The sequence below is a fragment of the Psychrobacter frigidicola genome, from assembly GCF_007997305.1.
Classification (GTDB): domain Bacteria; phylum Pseudomonadota; class Gammaproteobacteria; order Pseudomonadales; family Moraxellaceae; genus Psychrobacter; species Psychrobacter frigidicola.
Genome location: NZ_VORZ01000003.1, coordinates 221,442 through 242,675, shown reverse-complemented (window position 1 = coordinate 242,675; position 21,234 = coordinate 221,442). Strand labels below are relative to the sequence as shown.

25 protein-coding genes are annotated in these 21,234 nt (G+C 43.6%); 11 read left to right on the top strand and 14 right to left on the bottom strand.

All coding sequences use genetic code 11. From position 1 onward, the window contains the following. Positions 1–83: 83 nt before the first annotated feature. The 7 genes from ES754_RS10245 to ffh form a co-directional block, all read right to left on the bottom strand. The gene (locus tag ES754_RS10245) at positions 84–737 is read right to left on the bottom strand and encodes a DUF4112 domain-containing protein (protein WP_147224090.1); all 654 of its coding nucleotides are present in this window, start codon (positions 735–737) and stop codon (positions 84–86) included. Continuing rightward, positions 730–1,647 carry a 4-hydroxybenzoate octaprenyltransferase gene (gene ubiA, locus ES754_RS10240; protein WP_147224201.1) on the bottom strand — a complete coding sequence of 306 codons (918 nt, stop codon included), beginning with the start codon at positions 1,645–1,647 and terminating at the stop codon, positions 730–732. Before ubiA ends, ES754_RS10245 begins: the two co-directional genes overlap by 8 nt. Positions 1,648–1,711: 64 nt before the next feature. Beyond that, complete coding sequence (locus ES754_RS10235; RefSeq protein ID WP_147224089.1) at positions 1,712–1,951, bottom strand: hypothetical protein; 240 nt, start codon at positions 1,949–1,951, stop codon at positions 1,712–1,714. An 81-nt stretch (positions 1,952–2,032) separates the two neighbouring features. After that, positions 2,033–2,938, bottom strand: a complete 906-nt coding sequence (locus ES754_RS10230; RefSeq protein ID WP_147224088.1) for a class I SAM-dependent methyltransferase — start codon at positions 2,936–2,938, stop codon at positions 2,033–2,035. An 86-nt stretch (positions 2,939–3,024) separates the two neighbouring features. Further along, entirely contained in the window at positions 3,025–3,867 is an 843-nt protein-coding gene (locus ES754_RS10225; protein ID WP_147224087.1) for an undecaprenyl-diphosphate phosphatase, read from the bottom strand. Between the two features lie 141 nt (positions 3,868–4,008). Beyond that, the gene (gene tsaB / locus ES754_RS10220; protein ID WP_147224086.1) at positions 4,009–4,710 is read right to left on the bottom strand and encodes a tRNA (adenosine(37)-N6)-threonylcarbamoyltransferase complex dimerization subunit type 1 TsaB; all 702 of its coding nucleotides are present in this window, start codon (positions 4,708–4,710) and stop codon (positions 4,009–4,011) included. A 253-nt stretch (positions 4,711–4,963) separates the two neighbouring features. Further along, positions 4,964–6,517, bottom strand: a complete 1,554-nt coding sequence (gene ffh, locus ES754_RS10215) for a signal recognition particle protein (RefSeq protein ID WP_147224085.1) — start codon at positions 6,515–6,517, stop codon at positions 4,964–4,966. Positions 6,518–6,894: 377 nt separating this feature from the next. On the opposite strand from ffh, the gene ES754_RS10210 reads away from it, so the two are divergent. From ES754_RS10210 to ES754_RS10170, 9 genes are all read left to right on the top strand, one after another. Then, positions 6,895–7,686 carry a cytochrome C assembly family protein gene (locus ES754_RS10210; RefSeq protein WP_201538799.1) on the top strand — a complete coding sequence of 264 codons (792 nt, stop codon included), beginning with the start codon at positions 6,895–6,897 and terminating at the stop codon, positions 7,684–7,686. A gap of 424 nt (positions 7,687–8,110) precedes the next feature. Beyond that, positions 8,111–8,971 (top strand): urease accessory protein UreD, encoded by an 861-nt coding sequence (locus tag ES754_RS10205; protein WP_170231105.1) that lies wholly within the window; start codon positions 8,111–8,113, stop codon positions 8,969–8,971. A 231-nt stretch (positions 8,972–9,202) separates the two neighbouring features. Continuing rightward, entirely contained in the window at positions 9,203–9,505 is a 303-nt protein-coding gene (locus tag ES754_RS10200) for an urease subunit gamma (protein ID WP_062533700.1), read from the top strand. An 11-nt stretch (positions 9,506–9,516) separates the two neighbouring features. After that, positions 9,517–9,837: an urease subunit beta gene (locus ES754_RS10195; protein WP_147224082.1), complete on the top strand. Its 321-nt coding sequence runs from the start codon at positions 9,517–9,519 to the stop codon at positions 9,835–9,837. Next, complete coding sequence (gene ureC / locus ES754_RS10190) at positions 9,830–11,536, top strand: urease subunit alpha (RefSeq protein WP_147224081.1); 1,707 nt, start codon at positions 9,830–9,832, stop codon at positions 11,534–11,536. Before ES754_RS10195 ends, ureC begins: the two co-directional genes overlap by 8 nt. A gap of 21 nt (positions 11,537–11,557) precedes the next feature. Continuing rightward, on the top strand, positions 11,558–12,028 hold the full coding sequence (ureE, locus tag ES754_RS10185; RefSeq protein ID WP_147224080.1) for an urease accessory protein UreE: 471 nt from the start codon (positions 11,558–11,560) through the stop codon (positions 12,026–12,028). Between the two features lies 1 nt (position 12,029). After that, positions 12,030–12,719 (top strand): urease accessory protein UreF, encoded by a 690-nt coding sequence (locus tag ES754_RS10180; protein ID WP_147224079.1) that lies wholly within the window; start codon positions 12,030–12,032, stop codon positions 12,717–12,719. An 84-nt stretch (positions 12,720–12,803) separates the two neighbouring features. Continuing rightward, the gene (ureG, locus tag ES754_RS10175; RefSeq protein ID WP_147224078.1) at positions 12,804–13,451 is read left to right on the top strand and encodes an urease accessory protein UreG; all 648 of its coding nucleotides are present in this window, start codon (positions 12,804–12,806) and stop codon (positions 13,449–13,451) included. Positions 13,452–13,509: 58 nt separating this feature from the next. Beyond that, the gene (locus ES754_RS10170; RefSeq protein WP_147224077.1) at positions 13,510–14,088 is read left to right on the top strand and encodes a HupE/UreJ family protein; all 579 of its coding nucleotides are present in this window, start codon (positions 13,510–13,512) and stop codon (positions 14,086–14,088) included. A 195-nt stretch (positions 14,089–14,283) separates the two neighbouring features. Here the strand turns inward: ES754_RS10170 and ES754_RS10165 are convergent, their stop codons facing one another. Next, positions 14,284–16,338 (bottom strand): hypothetical protein, encoded by a 2,055-nt coding sequence (locus ES754_RS10165; RefSeq protein ID WP_147224076.1) that lies wholly within the window; start codon positions 16,336–16,338, stop codon positions 14,284–14,286. A 485-nt stretch (positions 16,339–16,823) separates the two neighbouring features. Between ES754_RS10165 and rpmB the strand changes: the two genes are divergently transcribed. Both rpmB and rpmG read left to right on the top strand, forming a co-directional pair. Beyond that, entirely contained in the window at positions 16,824–17,060 is a 237-nt protein-coding gene (gene rpmB, locus ES754_RS10160; RefSeq protein WP_147224075.1) for a 50S ribosomal protein L28, read from the top strand. A 39-nt stretch (positions 17,061–17,099) separates the two neighbouring features. Next, positions 17,100–17,255, top strand: coding sequence for a 50S ribosomal protein L33 (rpmG, locus tag ES754_RS10155; protein ID WP_068037488.1), 156 nt, complete (start codon positions 17,100–17,102; stop codon positions 17,253–17,255). Between the two features lie 131 nt (positions 17,256–17,386). Here the strand turns inward: rpmG and ES754_RS10150 are convergent, their stop codons facing one another. The 6 genes from ES754_RS10150 to fghA all read right to left on the bottom strand — a co-directional run bounded on the left by ES754_RS10150 (position 17,387) and on the right by fghA (position 20,987). Next, entirely contained in the window at positions 17,387–17,698 is a 312-nt protein-coding gene (locus tag ES754_RS10150) for a hypothetical protein (protein WP_147224074.1), read from the bottom strand. Between the two features lie 172 nt (positions 17,699–17,870). Continuing rightward, the gene (locus ES754_RS10145; RefSeq protein WP_147224073.1) at positions 17,871–18,182 is read right to left on the bottom strand and encodes a hypothetical protein; all 312 of its coding nucleotides are present in this window, start codon (positions 18,180–18,182) and stop codon (positions 17,871–17,873) included. Between the two features lie 101 nt (positions 18,183–18,283). Beyond that, on the bottom strand, positions 18,284–18,646 hold the full coding sequence (locus ES754_RS10140) for a hypothetical protein (RefSeq protein WP_201538800.1): 363 nt from the start codon (positions 18,644–18,646) through the stop codon (positions 18,284–18,286). A 131-nt stretch (positions 18,647–18,777) separates the two neighbouring features. Then, the gene (gene rpe, locus ES754_RS10135) at positions 18,778–19,476 is read right to left on the bottom strand and encodes a ribulose-phosphate 3-epimerase (RefSeq protein WP_147224072.1); all 699 of its coding nucleotides are present in this window, start codon (positions 19,474–19,476) and stop codon (positions 18,778–18,780) included. A 55-nt stretch (positions 19,477–19,531) separates the two neighbouring features. Continuing rightward, a complete protein-coding gene (locus tag ES754_RS12375) occupies positions 19,532–19,795 on the bottom strand; it encodes a TIGR03643 family protein (RefSeq protein WP_276528570.1) in 264 nt (87 codons plus the stop codon). A gap of 283 nt (positions 19,796–20,078) precedes the next feature. Further along, the gene (gene fghA / locus ES754_RS10125; RefSeq protein WP_147224070.1) at positions 20,079–20,987 is read right to left on the bottom strand and encodes an S-formylglutathione hydrolase; all 909 of its coding nucleotides are present in this window, start codon (positions 20,985–20,987) and stop codon (positions 20,079–20,081) included. Positions 20,988–21,234 lie beyond the last annotated feature (247 nt).

Genomic DNA, 21,234 nt, shown 5'->3' with positions numbered 1-21,234 from the left:
ACTTAAAAGAGCATCTAAAAAGCTAAGGGTATTAAAATGGAAGCCATCAACAAACGATGCAGACAAAAACTGAGTAGCGGCCTTTAACCAAAGCCGGTCATATTGCCAAAAATATTACTTAACCAGCCAATGGCTGTCCACAAGCCCCAAATTAGCAGACCAATTACAATAATGCCCAATACATCAGGAATATGTAGATAAACCCAAGCAGCGATGGGATGGCGCCAAAAACGGCTGTGTTGCTGTTTGTCTTCTAGTTGTTGATGTAAAAATGGGCGGTCCATATGGGTGGTTTCTGTGATGCCATATTCATCCTGTATATGTTTATGGACAATGCTCAGCGTCTTACGGCTGGGTCGAATGAATATATCCAGCAAGGTACCAATTCCTGGAACAATCCCTACTACCATATCAATGAGCGCCAGTCTAACCGCAGGGGTCATCTTCTGTATCGGCACACCCAAGCGCCGACCTAATATAAAAGCGTAGCTAGTCAAGACCAATCCTGCCAAGTCACCCGCTAGGGGTATCGTTGATAACGCTGCATCCGCACCTACCCCTTGTTTGGTAAAAGGAATACGCACTATTGAGTCCATAGCATTAGCAAATTTGGCTAACTTGCGCTCAGTGGCGATCACTTGCGCGCGGGTCAAACCGTGCTGGGTAAGGTTAAGTTGATAGTCAACAGCAGAGAGGGTCGCAGGCTTAGTCTTTTTTAACTTCGGCAACTTACCCATTTAGGCTGGTCCAAATGCAAGCGGCAGCGACTAAGGCAAAGACATAGCGCCCCACCCAAATATTGGCTAAAAAGGCTTGAAAACAAGCAGATGCCTGACGACTGGCACAAGCATTATTTTGTTTGGTAAACATCATAGCGACTAAGGCCAAACCAAATATCAGTGAGATACCCAAACTGGTTGGCGCAAAATAATGCCATAACACCACGCCCATTAATAATAAGAATAGGGTTTGTAAAATAGAGACAATCACTATATCGTAGCGACCAAATAATATCGCTGTAGACTTGACCCCAATCTTTAAATCATCCTCACGATCTGCCATTGCATATTGGGTATCATAAGCCACTGTCCAACACATATAAGCTAAAAATAGCAGCCAGCACCAAATATCAGGCGCACCCGCGATAGCCACATAAGCCATCGGTATTGCCCAACCAAAAGCAGCCGCTAAAAACAGTTGCGGCAGATGGGTATAACGCTTCATAAAGGGATAAATAAAGGCTAAAAATACCGCCCCAAGCGCCCAATAAAACACCTGAATCGGTAACAATAATAATAAACTGGCACTTAATAATACTAATATTAAAAATGCACCAATAGCCTCTTTACCCGATAAGCGACCATCGGCTAATGGACGGCCTTTGGTACGGGTGACATGACCATCTACTTTACGGTCAGCAAAATCATTAATCGCACAACCTGCCGCCCGCATTAAAATAGCCCCAAGCGCAAAAATTACAAATATTTTTAGACTGGGTAAACCAGCGGTCGCACCTTGCTGCTGGGCTTGACCCATCGCCGCCAGTAATACCCCCCATAAAGTTGGCCATAACAAGAGCTCAATCCCAACCGGCTTATCAAAGCGAGTCAGCTGCATATAAGCGTGAAGTTTGTCTTTAAAGGTCATTGAGGGGCGCTTCGATATCATAGGTTTATGCTCTTTATCTTTATAATTTTTATCTTTATAGCTTCTATCTTTGCTGCCATAGTTTATTGGCTTCGACCAATGATAATTCAGGATACTTTTTACGCAGGGCCTTGATAGCCGCTATTTTATCATTCTTTACGGGCAGCTTACGTAAGTAGGCTAAGTGCTGTTGGGGATTAGTTAACTCTTTTAAGCGCGCCTCTAACCGAAGAATCCGTGTGCGCAGCATAATATTGATTAGTAGTAAGCCTGCACCCACCGCCCAAACTATAATTGTTAGCATCACCCACTCCTCTGTTCTTGGACTTTATTTATGCCAAAAGTTATGCCAAATTTTACTCAGCACGCCTATACCAAATAGCTGTTATGAAAAATAGCCATCAAAACGTACCGCACCATTCTGCCAGCTATCATCTGGTTTTTGGTTGGCGAATAGTGGTGCATATTGCGGACGCTTGACGATAACCCGCCCCTGCTGTTTATTCTCGTTGATCTTATTACTTACCAGCGCTTGCGCATTGTGGAGAAGCTGCTGCTCCTCAATTAAGGTCGGTGGATTGGCTAAATAATGCAGCGCTTGCATATGTTTGCCGACTTTAGCCCCTTTGCCAGTTTTGCTATCTTGATAGCTGTTATCGGGAAACATAGGGTCTAAATAGATAACATCAATTACTTTCTTATCAGATAAATCAGCAGTTTCTGTCATATTTTGCATACTTTCAAAATAACTAAGCGCATCGGTATTTATAATATGCAAGCGCGCCATCAGTTTTTGCCAATTGGGCCGAGTACTCATACGTTGCTGTTCTGCAAGCAGTAATAAGGCCATTAACGGCTGCTGCTCTAGCATGGTAACTTGTGCACCAGTACTTCCCAATATTAAACTGTCATGACCAAAGCCAGCAGTACCATCAATTACCACACTATCCGCTGTAACTTTTGCCGCTTGTAACAATAGCTCCGTCTTACGACCTGCGCTGACCACGCGCCGTTGTAACTTATCCCATTCAGGCGCGACACTGAGACCATTACTGAGCCATGACAGCTTATTTTTACCATCTAATAATAAAATAATTTGGGTAGTGTCCGAACATAATTGCTCACGGCTTTTTTGGTTCAGCTTACCGCTAATCAATTCAATAGATAAAGATAATGACAGATCATGCTCACGCGCTAATGTTTGCAGGCGCTCAACTTCTGGTAACTGCGCCTTATTAACATAGAGTAATTTACACTGGTTGAACGAACCAGCCATAAGTTGAGCAGTCATGACTATTACTCCTCAAATGTTAAGCTAAAAACCAACACAACGAAGCTTATAGAAAAAAATAACTTTAGCATGAAAACAAACTGCGACTAGCCTGCAAACTGATAGCCAAACACCCAAGCTGCGATTAATACTACAACGCCTGTGATAATACGTAACCATGCAAAAATCTTAAAGTCACGTAGGCTAACCCATGCCACGAGCCAGCGAATAAGCAATAGCCCAACAATAAAGGACACCAGTGTACCCACACCGAGTACTAACCAATCTTCGCTATTGGTTAGTACATCGCTATGCTTGAGTAAATCAAGTAACGCAGCACCGATAATAACCGGAATACCTAAGAAGAAAGAAAACTCCGCCGATGCTTTACGCGACACCCCAAGCCACAGCGCCCCAATAATAGTTGCACCAGAGCGGGACGTACCTGGTATCAATGCCAAGCACTGAAACAGTCCAATCATCAATGCCGTTTTAAAGCTGACATCTTCGGCCTCGACCGCAATAATAGTTTTGGGGCGACTTTCGACATAAAATATCAGCAGACCACCAATAATGAGCATAATTGCTACAGTAACTGGATTAAATAAATGCGTTTTAATATCATCGGCGAAGATAAAACCAAGTATCATTACTGGAATAGTAGCGATAATAAGACTTAACCCTAGCTGTCTTGGATTATTAAGTCCTTCTGCTTTGCCAGTTATTAACCCCGTAAGCGCATGCCACAGTCGTCCCCAATAATCATAAATGACCGCTAGAATGGCACCCAGCTGGATTACAACAACGAACAAATCAACTTTTTCTTTGGTCCAAAAACCCATTAAATCCGCTGATAAGATGAGATAACCAGTACTGGAGATGGGTAAAAACTCGGTAATACCCTCAACGATACCCATGATGACGGCTTGTATTAATAAAATGATGTCCACAATTTCTTCCTGACAAAAGGCCTAAAAACAGGCTTGCTGAGCGTTTGATGTTGTTGTGATACGATTGAGGCCAGACGCTTAATAATTTCGAATAAAGTGTCTGCTCATTCTGAATAAAATTTAAATGGCAGTAGACAGACCTTAGGCCTTGCCTTGCTCTTTGAGGGTTTTCCATGCTTGATTACGCAGATATTTTGGCAGCGCATGCGCCGCATCGGTACCGCCAGTTGTCATAAATTGCGCGATACCCAATAGTCCAATAATTACCGCATCAGGCCAAACCGCATCATAACCTATTTGTCCCTCATGCAGGCTTAATAGCCCAGCGCCATTACCAACAATAGGAATATTAAGGGACGTTTGGCGCTCATAATCGAGCAAGCGCTCAGTATCATCGCCGTTTTCCATATCAACAGGCTGCATAATCGCACTACTAAATCCGCTATCGTTTTTTAATTCATAATGACCAAAATAGACTTGCTGCATGCGCGCATCAAGAGCGCTATACACCTGCGCTAAGCCATATTGTTGATAAGCGCATTGTGCTATCGCTTGTAGGCTTGACACGCCAACGCAGGGTAAATCATGCGCCACCGATAACGCTTGTACCACGGCCGTATTGATGCGGATACCACTAAATGCGCCAGGGCCACGATTGAAGATCAATGCTTGCATATCAGCAAGGCTCAGCTGGCTTTCAGCTAAGGCAGCATCAATCATTGGCAATATTTGCTGCGTCTGCATGCGTTTACCGGTTTCAGTAAGACAGGTGACGGTTTTACCACTGCCATCAAGTATCGCGATCGAACACTGGTCAAACACGGTATCCATTGCTAAAAACATTATGACCTCGGTTAAGCGACTGATGTTGCAAAATAGCGCCTATCATAGCATTTAGGGTCAGCAAATTTTATTACTTTCTACATTTTCGCAATTTTATTCATTAAAGTTACTGACTGCAAAGCCGTCAATTCAAGCGGTACATGCCAGGCACTAAAGAACGGGCAATCAAATCACAAAAATATCGCCATAAAAAACCCCAAAACTACTATCAGCTTTGGGGCTTTTATTTTACCAGTAATACAGTCAACCTAACCTAAAAGCGTTTTTTAAAGCCTTTTGGCGCTTGGTTTTGCATGTCTTGCATCTGCTTTTGCATCTCTTCCGTACTTGGAATGTTGTTAGGATCAAGACCCATCTGCTTTGCCAGTTGCGCTTGATTGACATCCTTCATGCCACTTTTTCCTTGCGACTGACCGCCACCAAATAACGGTCCACCGCCGCCACTTGCTGCACCGCCACCAGTTAAACCTTGCATAGCCTTCATCATTTTACCAATGCCTTCAGGCTTTGAAATCATTTTCATCATTTTTGCCATTTGCTTATGTTGTTTGAGCAGACGGTTGATATCCTGAATGTCTTTACCGGAGCCTGCTGCAATACGGCGCTTACGGCTGGGGTTAATCTTGTCAGGGTTTTGACGCTCAAACGGGGTCATAGAATTAATCAAAGCCTCCATTTCACGCACTTTTTCTTCGGGCTTGGCATCTTCGACCGCTTTTTGCATATCAGAGCCACCCATACCTGGCATCTTATCTAAGAAGCCTGACATACCGCCCATGTTCTTCATTTGCTGGAACTGAGTTAATAGGTCCTCAAGGTCGAATTCGCCGCCCTTTTGCATCTTTTTCGCCATTTTTTCGGCTTTATCACGGTCAATCTTTTGCTCAACTTCCTCAACCAGACTTAGGACATCACCCATACCTAAAATACGCTGAGCGATACGTTCAGGATGGAATAGCTCTAGTGCGTCTAATTGCTCACCGCGACCTAAGAATTTAATCGGCTTACCGGTGATAGCACGGACAGATAACGCCGCACCGCCGCGAGCATCACCATCAGTCTTAGTTAAAATAACACCAGTCAATGGCAACGCATCGTTAAAGGCTTTGGCAGTATTCGCCGCATCTTGACCGGTCATCGCATCAACAACAAATAGGGTCTCAGAAGGATTGATGGCGGCAGTTAGCGCCTTAATCTCATCCATCATAGCGTCATCAATAGCTAGGCGACCCGCAGTATCAACAATCAAGATATCTTGATATTGAATTTTGGCTTCTTCAATTGCCCGCAGCGCAATATCAATCGGATTTTCATCCGTGCTTGAATTGACAAACTTGGCATTAACCTGCCCAGCAACTTGTTCAAGCTGGGCAATCGCTGCTGGACGATAAACGTCAGCGGAAACTAGCATGACTTTCTTTTTATGGCGCTCTTGTAAGTATTTAGCCAATTTACCCGCGGTAGTGGTTTTACCTGCGCCTTGCAAACCTGCCAGCAAATAAATAATCGGCGGCTTACCCGTCATCTCGAGCTGCTGATTGGCACTGCCCATCATCTCGGTTAACTCATCATGGACAATTTTAACAAAGGCTTGCCCTGGCGCTAATTCTTTGAGCACTTCTGCACCCATAGCCTGCTCTTTCACACGTTTTACAAAATCGCGGGTTACAGGTAGTGCCACATCAGCTTCTAATAGCGCCATGCGTACTTCGCGCAAGGTGTCTTTAATATTGTCTTCGGTCAACTGGCCAGTACCGACGATATTGCGTAGACTCGATGTGAGGCGTTCGGTTAAGGTATCAAACATAAATAGTTCTCAATTAGTAATCAGGTAATAGTTTTTCAATTAATAATTTATCAGTTAGTAATCAATGTAATGATTGTCTCGAGGTCAACGAAAATAGGGTTTAATCAACAAGCTTTTCAAATATGGACGCCAGTCACAAATTTTCTATTTAACTCTATATGTGTCGTATTTGCTAGGTAACTATTTTTCAGTAAAGGCGCACATTAAAATATTAATAAAAGCTCAACCCAAAGAATAATAGCGATGAGTCTCAATTGACTTCTATTTTATGATAAATTGAACCATTATTCTAATCATAACATTTTAGCATTAACTTGAGCGGCCCTAAGTTGCAACAGTGACCATGGGGCACTCCTGTTACTCAATGAGGCATGCCCGTGTTACTTGCGTTTGTGATAGCTAGTATGGCTTATATCGTCGTTAGTTTCCATATCGGTTGGGCACTGACAACAGATAAGCCTATCCATAAAAATGCCAGTCTTGGCTTATTACTCGTGGGTATGCTGGCACATGTTGTACTCTTATACCCTTATATTTTTACCTTATATGGGTTAAATTTTAATCTATTTAATGTGCTCAGTCTAATTAGCGTATTTTTCTTATTCTTTTACGTATTATTCTGTCTCTACCGCCCTATTGTTAGCTTGGGCATTTTAGCAGCGCCAACTGCCTTTATCGGTATGACTGTTGGTTATATTGGTCGTGCACCCTACCAGCCACTTACGGATGTTGGTTTAGGTCTTGAAGCTCATATTATACTATCGTTTGCCGCCTACTGTGTGCTACTGATGGCAACGGTACAGGCGCTATTTTTACGGCTGCAAATCCGTGAGCTCAAACATCATACCATACACCGCTTTTGGGTGAATAAACTACCCTCGCTGCAAAGTATGGAAGGCTTATTGTTCGATATGATTTTAGTCGGCTTTGTGCTACTCAGTATTGCGCTAGGCTTAGGATTTGTTTATGTCCAAGACCTGTTTGCGCAGCATATCGTCCATAAAACAGTCTTTAGCGTCTTATCATGGTTACTATTTGGGGCGTTGTTACTTGGCAATTGGCGCGCTGGCTGGCGCGGTAAACGTGCTGCCAATATCACCATTTATGCCTTTATTTTGCTAGCGATTGGTTTTGTGGGCAGTAAATTTGTTTTGGAATTGGTATTATAGTTTTACATTTGTCGTTGTGTTTTTTTAATTTTTTCTGTTAAATCAGAAATGATAGGCGTAAAATTAGCCCGCAATGATGTAGTGCTACGATGCTAAAAGCTGATTACTGGTTTACCTTATGCCTTTGTACTGAACGATTCTACGGTTTATTTACTGAGGCTCATATCCAGCTTTTTAGTCTATGGCTCACTTATATACGATGCACCTCTTTGAGACATCATATAATAATGACAATGTTATTTTTGCGCAACCGTGTTGTAACATCACCTTTATAACACTTTAGTTTGCCTTGTCTCTTTTTGTCGCCATAGCTGGTTTCTAGCGTTCCTTTTGACTTTTTAGTAGCCATAACCCAATTATTCTATCTATCGTCCTTTTTTACTCCAACGTCCTTTTTTTCGGAAATCACCACATGGTCATGACCATGAATACAGTGTCGAGCCCTGCCGCCCGTGGTTATGGAGCTGATCGACAATGGCTCGCTACGCTTGACCTTCAGCTGGTACCAACCGGCGATAAAACTTACCTAAAACAATTGGCTTTTACCGGCCCTTTACGTATTCAACGTCCTTTTTATCCGGAAGGCGGTGTTTGTCATCTTTATGTCTTACACCCGCCGGGTGGTTTGGTGTCTGGCGATCAACTAAATATCAATGCTCACGGTGCTGCCAATAGTCAAACGCTGCTGACCACACCGTCTGCCGGTAAGGTATACGGGCGCGACAGCGATGGTGTGCCGCAGGGACAGTCCGTACATCTGACGCTTGCGGAGAATGCCGAATGTGAATGGCTACCGCAAGAAACCATCGTATATAATGATGCTAATGCCGTCTTAGATACTCGTATTGAGCTAGAGAATGGCGCGCGTTTTATTGGCTGGGATTTGGTTTGCTTAGGTCGACCGGCATCGGGCGTGAGTTTTAGTGAAGGTTCATTAAGTCAAAGTATCCGCTTGTGGCGCGATGGACGTTTGTTATTCAACGAACGCTTACAGCTGACAGCTAATAGCACTATGCATCACAGCCGAGCGGGGTTAAATAATAACAGTGTTTTTGGGACGCTAGTGGCTTGTGGAACAGAATTCGACTCTACGTTGTTAAAAACGTTACGTGCCGAACTTACTAGCCCCGCCTTTACCGTTACCCAACGCTTAGGTGTGCTGCTAGTGCGTTATTTGGGTGAAGATATGAATGAGTGCCGCGCGGGTATGTGGCGCGCATGGGCGCTGATTCGACCGATGCTACTAGGACGCCCTGCTTGTACGCCACGTATTTGGCTGACTTAATGAGTATTCGTTGAACCCTTATTAGCTTGGTTATCAGCGGCATATTTTATTAAAAACACGTTATTCATCTCATTGACAACCATTCATTTTAAAATTCCGTTTTAGAAACATTGTTTTAGAAATACTGTTTTTAGACTATTGCTTTGAAAATTAACGCCCTTTAACACCGCTATTTTTTATTTGCCTATATTTGGTGGACTAAAAAATGGCTTTCTAGCAAGGATATGCATTATGGAATTAACGCCAAGAGAAAAAGACAAACTGTTATTGTTTACCGCTGGCCTGGTTGCAGAGCGCCGTCTGGCACGTGGTTTAAAGTTAAATTATCCAGAGTCGGTGGCGTATTTGTCAGCGGCTATTTTGGAAGGCGCACGTGATGGTCGTACGGTGGCAGAATTGATGGGCAGCGGGCGCAATTGGCTCACACGCGAGCAGGTAATGGATGGTGTACCTGAGCTCATTCATGAAGTACAAGTGGAAGCCACATTCCCTGATGGCACTAAACTGGTAACTTTGCATGATCCGATTCAGTAAAAGGAATACCAATGAAGCCAGGAGAATTACAACTGGGTGCAGACGATATTGAGCTGAATGTCGGACGTGAAAAACGCACTATTATAGTCGCTAATGCCGGTGATAGACCCATTCAAGTCGGCTCACATTATCACTTTGCTGAAGTTAATCCAGCATTATTGTTAGACCGTACGCTGGCACGTGGCTTTCGCCTTAATATCGCAGCCGGTACCGCCATTCGCTTTGAGCCCGGTCAATCGCGCGAGGTTAACTTAGTGGCATTAGGTGGATTGCGCCGCGTTTATGGGTTTCGCGGTGAGGTTATGGGCGAATTAGGAGATCAAAATGACTAGAATCAGTCGCAGCGCGTACGCTGAGATGTTCGGTCCGACCACGGGCGATAGAATTCGCTTGGCGGACACCGATTTATGGATTCAAATTGAGCACGACCATGCCTGTTATGGCGATGAAGTCAGCTTTGGTGGCGGTAAGGTCATCCGTGATGGCATGGGTCAAAGCCAACTTGGCGATGCGGATACTGTCGATACGGTGATTACCAATGTGGTGATTTTAGACCATTGGGGCATTGTCAAAGCCGATGTGGGCATTAAAGAGGGACGTATCGTTGCCATTGGTAAAGCGGGCAATCCGGATATTCAAGATGGCGTAACCATCAATTTGGGTGCGTGTAGTGAAGTGATTGCCGGTGAAGGCAAAATCTTGACGGCAGGCGGTGTCGATACGCATATTCACTATATTTGCCCGCAGCAAATTGAAGAAGCGTTATGTTCAGGTGTAACGACCATGATTGGTGGCGGTACAGGTCCGGCAACAGGCAGTAAGGCGACCACTTGTACGCCTGGCGCCTGGCATATTTCACGTATGCTGCAAGCGACCGACGAGCTGCCGATGAACTTTGGCTTTATGGGTAAAGGCAGTGCCAGCGTACCTGCCCCATTGCGTGAACAATTAAACGCGGGGGCTATCGGTTTAAAACTCCATGAAGATTGGGGCTCAACCCCTGCAGCGATTGATTGCTGCTTATTGGTTGCGGAAGAGTATGATGTGCAAATTGCCATTCATACCGACACGTTAAATGAATCTGGTTTTGTCGATGACACGTTAGCGGCATTTAAAGGGCGCACCATTCATACCTATCATACCGAAGGCGCAGGTGGCGGTCATGCTCCCGATATTCTAAAAGCCTGTAGTTTATCCAACGTATTGCCGTCTTCAACCAATCCTACGCGCCCTTATACGGTGAATACCGTTGATGAGCATTTGGATATGTTGATGGTCTGCCATCATTTAGACCCCAATATTCCAGAAGACGTGGCGTTTGCGGACTCGCGTATTCGTAAAGAAACCATTGCCGCTGAAGATATTTTGCAAGATTTGGGTGTCATCTCGATGATTTCATCCGACAGCCAAGCGATGGGACGCGTGGGCGAAGTGGTCTGCCGCACATGGCAAACGGCTCATAAAATGCGTCAACAGCGTGGCTTATTACCCGAAGATGAAGCGTTAGGCTGTGATAATTTCCGTGCCAAGCGTTATATTGCTAAGTACACTATTAATCCTGCTATTGCCCATGGCATCTCACATGTGGTCGGCTCTATTGAGATTGGCAAACTTGCCGATTTGGTCTTGTGGGATCCAGCATTTTTTGGCATCAAGCCTGCACTGATTTTAAAAGGTGGCATGATTGCTTATGCACCCATGGGCGATATCAATGGCTCTATTCCTACCCCGCAGCCAGTACATTATCGTCCTATGTTTGGCGCTCAAGGTCGTGGTGCAGCTGCCACGAGTATTACTTTCGTCAGCCAAGCTGCTCTAGATCGCGATATTAAAACCAAACTGGCATTAACCCGTGAGCTAAACGCCTGTTTTAATACCCGCTCAATTCAAAAGCAAGACATGATTCATAATGGCGCAACCCCTGAACTTGAAGTCGATGCTCAGACCTATGAAGTGCGCTGTGATGGAGAATTATTGACTTGCGAGCCTGCTGAAGTGCTGCCAATGGCACAATTATATATGTTATTTTAAGACGCCTAATGGGGAAAACTTATGTTAAAAATTATTCACTACTTAGGACAAACGACGCAAGCAGTCGACGATAGCGTGACCTTGCCGTTTGAAGTGCGCCAGAAAGGTCGCTTTAAAGCGGTGAGCGAGAACGGAATTGAATTGGGCGTGTTTTTAGAGCGTGGTCAAGTGCTGGCAGATGGCGACAGACTGCAAGCAGAAGATGGGCGAGTTTTTGCTGTGGTGGCTAAGCCTGAAAACGTAGTCACTGCGCATGCCGATGATTGGGCAAGCTTTGCGCGCGCCTGCTATCACTTGGGTAATCGCCACGTGACTCTTCAATTAGGCAGTCGCTGGTTGCGTTTTCAGCCGGATCATGTGCTTGAACATTTGGCGGAGCATTTGGGTCTACGCTTAACCACTGAGGATGCGCCCTTCCATCCTGAAGCAGGCGCGTATCATGGTCATGCTCACAGTCCTGAGCACAGCCACAATCATCACCATGAACACTGATATGAGTGCGACTGTGGACACAGCGATAGACGATGATGCCAATCAATTATTAGCATTGTTACATCTCTCGAGTCCTGCTCTACCAATCGGTGCTTTTGCCTACTCTAGCGGCTTGGAGTCGGCAATCGAGCTTGGTTGGGTAAATACTGAAGCGGATTTGCAAAGCTGGCTCGAGGGTATGTTACAGGGTATGGCACATTTGGACATTCCAGTGTTGCTGCGACTATGTAGCGCTAGAGCTCAAAACGATAAACAGCAATTGCAATATTGGAGTGACTTTTTACGCGCCAACCGTGAAAGCTACGAGCTACTATTTGAAGATGAACAACAAGCGCTGGCATTGGTACGGTTGCTTAAAGGTCAAGCATTAGATGTCTCATCATTGCCTATTGAACCTGCCTTTATGGCAGTCTATAGTCTTGCTGCTGAGCATTGGGGACTGAACCCTTCATGGGCAGCGTTGGGTTATTTATGGAGCTGGCTTGAAAACCAACTCACGGTAGCCAGCAAAACCATTCCGTTAGGACAAACCTCCGCCCAGCGGTTACTCATTGCCCTCAAACCTGCGCTATTGGCACATTTTTTCGTGGCGCAACAGCTCGAAGATGAGCAACTTGGCTGGAGTTTACCAGGGCAAGTACACGCCAGCTGCATTCATGAAACGCAATATTCGCGTTTGTTTCGCAGCTAGTTCATTTATAAAACGATTTCTTGGTTGTCAAACGCATTGTTTTATAACCAAACCCCTTAACACTCATTTATTTTGGAGCTAATTATGACCACTCAATGTTTACGAGTCGGTGTTGGCGGTCCTGTTGGATCCGGTAAAACAGCCTTATTGCGTCAGTTGTGTTTAGCGTTACGTGGTCATTATGATCTGGTAGTAGTGACCAATGACATTTATACCAAAGAAGATGCTGAGTTTTTATTGCGTCATCAGGCGTTGACCGAAGATCGTATTATGGGCGTTGAAACCGGTGGCTGCCCGCATACCGCGATTCGCGAAGATGCTTCAATGAATTTGGCTGCTATTGATACCCTACAAGAGCGTCATCCGAATTTAGAATTAGTGTTGGTAGAAAGTGGCGGTGATAATTTATCCGCTACCTTTAGCCCTGAGCTATCTGACCTCACCCTGTATGTGATTGATGTGTGTGCCGGTGATAAAATTCCTCGTAAAGGCGGTCCCGGTATTACCAAGTCTGACTTATTAATTATTAATAAAACAGACTTAGCGCCAATGGTTAATGCCTCACTTGAGGTGATGGCACGCGATGCCAAGCTCATGCGTGGCGAACGTCCCTTTGTATTTGCAAACTTAGAACGCGGTGATGGTGTACTCGAGATTATTAAATTTATTCAGCATGAAGGTATGCTTGCGCCCTTACCAGCTGATTTTTCAGTAGCAACCAGTGCTCAATAAGCTGCCCTTTTATCAACACATACCCATCGTTGCCCTATTATCTACAGTTAGGAACCTTATGAACACACATAAAATACGCCACGCTCTACTACTCGCCTCCTTCGGCCTATTGCCATCAGTCGCATTTGCGCACCCTGGTCATGACACCTCTGGCATGCTTTCAGGCATGTTGCATCCTTTATTAGGCTGGGACCATCTGTTGGCTATGGTTGCCGTTGGTATGCTCGCGGTAATGGGACGTAACAAACCTGCATGGCAACTGCCATTAGCATTCGTTGGCTTTATGCTAATTGGCGCTCTATTTGGTATGAACGGCTTAGCTATTCCGGCAGTAGAGAGTGGGATTCTGCTCTCACTAGTGGTGTTAGGTGGTTTGTTAGCACTTGGACGTACCAGCTCTCTATGGGTACTGACGGTATGCTGTGCACTGTTCGGGACGCTACACGGCAATGCGCACGGTATTGAGTTACCAGCTGGAAAAGGCGCGGTTAGCTATGTTATAGGCTTTACGCTAGCCACAATAGCCTTACATACTGCTGGTTACGTAGTGGCAACTAAATGGCAAACCATAGCTTTGAGAATAAGCGGCGTAGCCATTGCTAGCATCGGTGTGGTTGCTATAATAAGTGCTGTGTAAGTAGCAGTACTTAACGCACACCAATTGAGTATTAAAATATAGAATTAAAAATAAAAAGACTCCGTTTTGACGGGGTCTTTTTACTGTATTGTCTGCGGCGTTACTGCTAAAAGTGAGAATTACTCATAAGCATTTAAGTTAATAACACAAAAACCCTCAACATAACATTGAGGGTTTTTCTAAAAAACTCTATTCCTACTGTACAAACAGGGTTTTAGTTGTTGTCGTAGCATCTGGAGCTGGCGAATTAACAGTTATTTTGATTTTGTCGTTTTTTTGACAGCCTGTATAACTGAACCCATAACTAACATTGCTAGTACTGACTGTGTTATTACCTAAATTAACAACTTTAGGAACAGTCAGATTCCCATTGGTAAACTCAGCTTTACACTCTCCTGCTCCTTCGGTAGCAATACTAATGGTGGTACCCGATGGCATGGAAACGGTTTGTTCTGAATTGCCAAACATCTTAAAGTTAATCATTTTAGGCATATTTAAGTTATTGGCTGAATTAGCAATAAGAGTAGTAGGTAAACCTGTAAATACAGGAGTATCTGAAGCTAGACCTAACACGAACTGAAACCGTAACGTAGCCGCTAGACCATTGTCACAAGTACCTGGGATATTAGGCTGATTGAATGATGAAGGAGCACACGTAGCACCTGAGGCACCTCTTCTATAGACAAACTCACCTAAATTTTGATCATATCGATTGTTTTCATTATCATCGCGGAAGAAGTCACCAATATTGCTGGTTAATATGTCGATACCAGCGGTATACTTGTTGTCTGCATTCACATCGATATATTGTTTCTCTCCCTCTACATAAGCAATAACAGTAACGCGACTATCTACTGGGCGTGGATTTTGTGTACTGAATTCAACGCTACAAGCGCCTGCTTTAGTTGAACAGTTTGGCGTGACTCTACCCCCTTCGCTAATAAAACTGACTACCGTACCATCAGGTACAGGGTTGCCGACTCTATCAACTAACGCTGCAGTAAAAGTTGACGTATCACCATCTGTGCCAATAGCCAGCACGTTTTTGGTCACAGAAACACTAAAACCGTTCTGTACTGCCCGTCCTGTTGCAACAGAGACATCTTTCGATAACGCAAATATATTAGGATTTGATCTTAAAGCTGCTTTTATCTCTACCGGTCCAGGTAATGCGCCAGGATATAAATTAACCACTACTCTACCTTGCGAGTTGCTGATGACGGTCTCGGTAGGTCTATTGTTTAACTTTACAAAGCTAAAATCAGCAGGTGCATACGTCTTACTGATCTCAACCGCTTGATTGGCGGCAGGCCTACCGTTTGCATAGACTATGAACTCTATCTTGCTCGAGATGGATGAGCCACTCGTACTGCTACCCAGTTGGACCTTATCCATAGTGCTATATATTATCGAGTTAGCTTCTACACTAGCAATATTGACCGTTAAGGTGCGTTTGTTTGCAGGATTGTTTGCAGGAGTCGCAGTGATGGTTTGGTTGCCCTCACATAAATTCCCATTGTTATCTATGGCTTTATAGGTTGTCGTGATATCACCTTGATTGCTTGAGACCATACTTTTGTTATCAAAAGTCCCACAGCTTGTATCAAAATTTACCGTGACATCGTTTTGGAAAATATTGTTAGTAGAGTCTTTAGTTTTTAACGTGATGTTTGTATTGCCGCCAGATTCTAAACTACTAGAAGATAAAACCACATCAGCCAATACCACTTGGATGGACTGTAAAGAAAAGTTGTAACTGTCCGTGGTAGCGGTCAAGTTGTTATAACTGGTAGTGGCTCTTAACTGATAGCTACCTGTATTTGTATTGTCCAAAGGTTTAACAGATATGACTGCCTCCCCTTTCTCGTTGGTCAATACAGCACCATTACTGGTTCCAAACTTTACCCCGTCACCTTCAAAAGTCACTAAAGCATTACCAATTGGTTCTCTCTTATTATCGGTAACGGTTACTTTTGCGCTGACCCCTGCTGATGTAATGATACGAGTCAAATTCCCGTTGGTATCGGTTAAAGCTATAGGGGTTATATTAACCGCACTTATTGGCATGCCTGGGTTATTTCCGTTTCCATTATTATTGCCACCTCCCGTACCCGGTTGTCCCCCATTACCACCAGGTGCTGGGGTAATGACATCTACCGAATCACCGCCGCAGCCGGCTAACGTTAAAGCTAACGTCAGCGCTGTTAACTGAAATAGCTTGAAAGTAAAAGGGTGTGGGCTATATGACATGTTTTCGGACTCCGCAGCAACGAGAATTTATATGGGTAAAAGAGCAAAGAATCGCTACCCTATTTGAGAAATAACAGGAGCGATAAGTAAGTTTATGACAGTAATAGATGCAGTAACAGTTTGTATAGAATTTCTAACAGCAACTTTACTGACTTTTGTTGTAACTTACAACTGAAAATTATCGCTTTACCTTGAGTAATGAGCTACATAGCAAGGTGGATTCAGGGTATAATGGGCAGCTTTTATGACGACTTTTGCTACAAAAAATTTGAATATTGGTAAAATTTGTGGTATAAATGTCGGCTTTAAAATTTTCTGAATTGGTGGCTCTGTTATTAGCCTTTAGATGACAGAAATATCAGCTCAACCTTCATATAGTTTTGTTTGGTGCAACGGTGCCGCTTGCTGTGTCCATGCCGCAAATGCGCGCAACTTGCCCAGACTGGTATGAGAAACCCTCATACCTCATAGATTAGGAGTTCGCCATGTCTAGAGTTTGCCAAGTGACTGGAAAGCGCCCTATGGTGGGTAATAATGTTTCGCACGCAAACAACAAAACCCGTCGTCGCTTTCTACCAAACCTTCAACGTCATCGTTTTTGGGTAGAGTCTGAAAACCGTTTTGTGCGCCTACGTATCTCTACTAAAGGTATGCGCATCATTGACAAACTAGGTATTGATAAAGTGTTAGCAGATTTGCGCGCACAAGGTCAAAAAGTTTAAGCCACGCGCTTGCATGCCATCATTTAAAGGAAAGCTATCATGAGAGATAAAATTAAGTTGGTATCAACCGCTGGTACTGGGTATTACTATACCACTACCAAAAACAAGCGTACGATGCCTGGCAAAATGGAGATCAAAAAGTTTGATCCGAAAATTCGCCAACACGTAATCTTTAAAGAAGCAAAAATCAAATAATCGCTATTAAAAAATAGCTATTTCTTGACAATAAGAAAAGGGCCTATCGATTGATAAGCCCTTTTCTTATTGTCTATTATTTCTTATAGTTATATATGACGGTAATTTCTTAGCCTCACTCTTTACTTACTTTAACTATAGTGGGTTGGCTCTTTATCATAAACATGCGCGTGCCACTTGCTCATCTGCTTTTTCATGATGACTTGAATAGCGGCATGAATCATATGCTGACCAATCGACTGGGTATCACTACCGAGTAGATCTTTGAGCTTATCAGAAAAATCAATGGTCATCAGCGGTTCATCATCGTTCTCAGCATCACGTAATAATAGCTTACCATCATCGGCTTCAACCAGCTCAAGCGTGGTCTCTTTAGCGAATCCAGCGAACTGGTCCGTACTGTCATTGTCTACTTCTATCTCGTTATCAATATCGTATGGCATTTGGCGTTTTCCTCATTATCCCGTCTAGTAATCCTACAAGACTTATCATCTCATGGCAGAAGGGGTAAATATATAATACTATTACAATGGACGCTTTAACCTTAGAATTCAAGGGCTGTCACACAAGTCTTATAAATGAGTCACTCTCAGAAGTATGAGATAAGGCTACAAGCTAACGCCAATAACGTAGTTTTGCTACAGTAAATAAGAAAGCAACAAACATGCCTAAATAATATACCAGTTTAAGCTCTAAAGTTGGATCACGATACTTGAATGGCAATGCTACAGCAGCGGTCGCAGTAGGTAAGATAAGCAGCATTAACAGCCAATTCTCAATAACGTTTAGCCACCCTTGTAAGTCAGTACCGTGACGTAAAGATGCCAAGCCTAATAAAAGACAGCCGATAATTAAGCTGGTAAATAGACCATGCGGCAAGTCTTTGGGATAAATAATATTAGCAATTCTGGTCGGTATGATTTGCATGTAAAATTCCAGTCAGCATCACGCATGACTTTATTAAAAAACACATATTCAAGCTTAAGAAAGTAACGAGCCGGTAAAGATATTCAAAAAACCCATTCTAATTAGCTGTAGCCACCCATCAGCCACAGCATCGAGATACAGGCTGTGAGATAACCAAGACTGATGGCATTCCAACCCTCGATATGCATGCCGTTAAGCTTATTAAAGACCCGCGAACCCAGCCAAAACAGTAACGGAATACCAATCACAAAGGCAGGCACTAATACAGCTGCATGACGCAGCACGACGCCCACCTCTTCACCAGCGAGAATGCGAAAGGCGTAACCGGCAAGGCTTAATATTAAAGCAAATATTGCCAAACCAATAGTAATGCCTTTGGGTACTAAGCTACGCTTTTCGTGCGGTTGAATATTCTTCTGTACTTGATTGGGCGCTGTCGGACTAAACGTGTTTTGCGTATCCATAACTCACCTCTGTTATACCTGCAATTAGGTTGCGAACTAATAATCTTACTGTGCATCTCTACTTTAATGAGGCCATATCTTCACAAACCAACGGTTTAATATAGTATATATGAAATAGACTTTCTCAATAATTACTTACTGATGACGCTATTTACTAGTGACAGTTCTTGGCGCATGGCATCAATAGCTGCACGGTAGTCTGGCTCGTTAAAGATGGCAGAGCCTGCAACGAACATATCAGCACCGGCTTCAGCGATAGCACGAATATTATTGGCTTTGATACCACCATCCACTTCTAAGCGAATATCACGCCCACTGGCGTCAATCAATTTACGCACATCGCGTACTTTATCTAAGGTGCTTTCAATAAATGACTGACCACCAAAACCTGGATTGACACTCATCAACAGTATTTGATCCACTTTGTCCATCACATAATCTAAATGATGTAAGGAAGTTGCAGGATTGAGCACCAAACCACACTTTGCGCCGCCATCTTTAATCAGTTGTAATGAGCGATCAACGTGGCCGCTGGCTTCTGGATGAAAAGTAATGATGCTGGCCCCTGCTTCCAAAAACTGCTCAATCATACCGTCAACAGGCGACACCATTAGATGGACATCAACCGGTGCATCAACGCCATAATCACGCAGAGCCTTACAAATCATACTACCAAAAGTGAGGTTCGGCACATAATGATTGTCCATCACATCAAAATGAATCACATCGGCCCCCGCTTTTAGAACATTATCCACTTCCTCACCCAACCGAGCAAAGTCAGCAGATAAGATAGAAGGGGCGATTAGATAAGGCTGAGACGGACAAATCATAGGAAGCTACCTAGTTAATGTTTGCTTAAAATATTAATGGGAATAGAAAAAAGCACTAGCGCGGTTTATATTGGGTGGCACAATAAGCACGGCCTACTAAAAACGGACGTTTTGCTTGGTGCTTGGTCATACGACCCGTTACTCGCTGACGCCACAATCGAAAAGAAGACGCCTTTAGCTCCTGGCGCATCAATATGATGACATCTGCTTCAGTAAGACCATAGCTGTATTCTATCGCTGCAAACGGCGTTCTATCTTCCCATGCCATCTCTATCACTCGTGACGTTTGCACGGTATCAAGTCGTTTATTATCTGCCACATCCGTTACTTTTGACAGCAGCTTACTTGACTTAAGAGTATCTAAATCAACAGTATGGCCTTGACGTTTTGCTTGCTGCTTACCTGCCATTGCCTGCTCTATATCAGCCTGCATAAGAGCAAGTGATGACTGGGAGTTTTGCTGCTTTATATCTGAACCATCATGCTTTGATAATGCTTGAAAACTTGCCATAAAACTTACCTTTTGCGTGTTTATATGTTTTGTTGTCTACTGCTTATTTTCTATATGTAATAACATCGTATTGGTATGGACCAATCCCCATTTAGCTTAGCTGCGCCATACGCCAGTGATGCTCGAGATGATCATTGATAAACGTTTGAATAAAGTAATAACTGTGGTCATGACCTGCTTGATAACGTAGCGTTAAGGGCTGTTTTGCTTTTTCGCAAGCTTGCTGAAGCTTAGGCGTTTGTAGCTGTCCGTCTGCTAAGAACTCATCGGCTGCGCCTTGATCCACTAAGATACTAGAATACTGCTGGCCAACTGTTGCCACGGTATGAGATGCATCGAACTCTTTCCAGACAGCTTTATCTTCACCAAAATATTCAGTAAAAGCAGCTTGTCCCCATGCTGACTCACTAGCGGCACATACTGGTGATAAGGCTGAGATGCTAACAAACTTACTAGGGAACTTAAAGCCTAGTAACAACGCGCCGTGTCCACCCATAGAATGACCCATGACCCCAATACTACTAATAGCGAATTCAGCACGTAGCAAGTCGTATAACTCATCGACAATATAACTTTGCATATTAAAATTGTCAGCCCACGGCTCGCGGGTAGCGTCGACATAATAGCTGGCACCTTGACCAACAAAATAGCGTTCGTCATTGGGTACGTCAGTAGCGCCATCAGCATCGCTACTGGATGAACTGCGAGGCGAGCTATCTGGCGCAATAAATATCATGCCAAGCTCGCTACATCTTTGTTGGAAATGTGCTTTATGAGTAACGTTATCTGCATTACAAGTGAGACCTGATAAATACAATACCGCAGGGCAGCGATTTCCTGCCATTGCCTCATCAGGTAGATAAATACTAAAAGTCATCGGCGTTTTAGTCGCCGTTGATTGGTGACTATAGTAATGCTGCTCGCCATCAAAGCAACGATTAACACTGACAGACGTTAACTTCGAGCTGGCTGGTAAATTGAAGCTATAATAATCACTCATATTAGACATCCTCTTTATCTTATCTTTTGTGTATTTTAAAAATTGGTATTGGCTATATAGAATCAGTATTTGTTGGTCTTATTTAATAACCTGATGGTAAAAAAAACAAAGTAAAAGCTATTCACAGAAAACAATAAAAATAAGCGCTAGAACCTATGACAGTAGCGCTTATTTTTATTGTTTTCTGTGAATAGCTGCTAGCCAGTGACTAGTATACAAATTCCTAGCAGCTACAACGTAGCCTTTG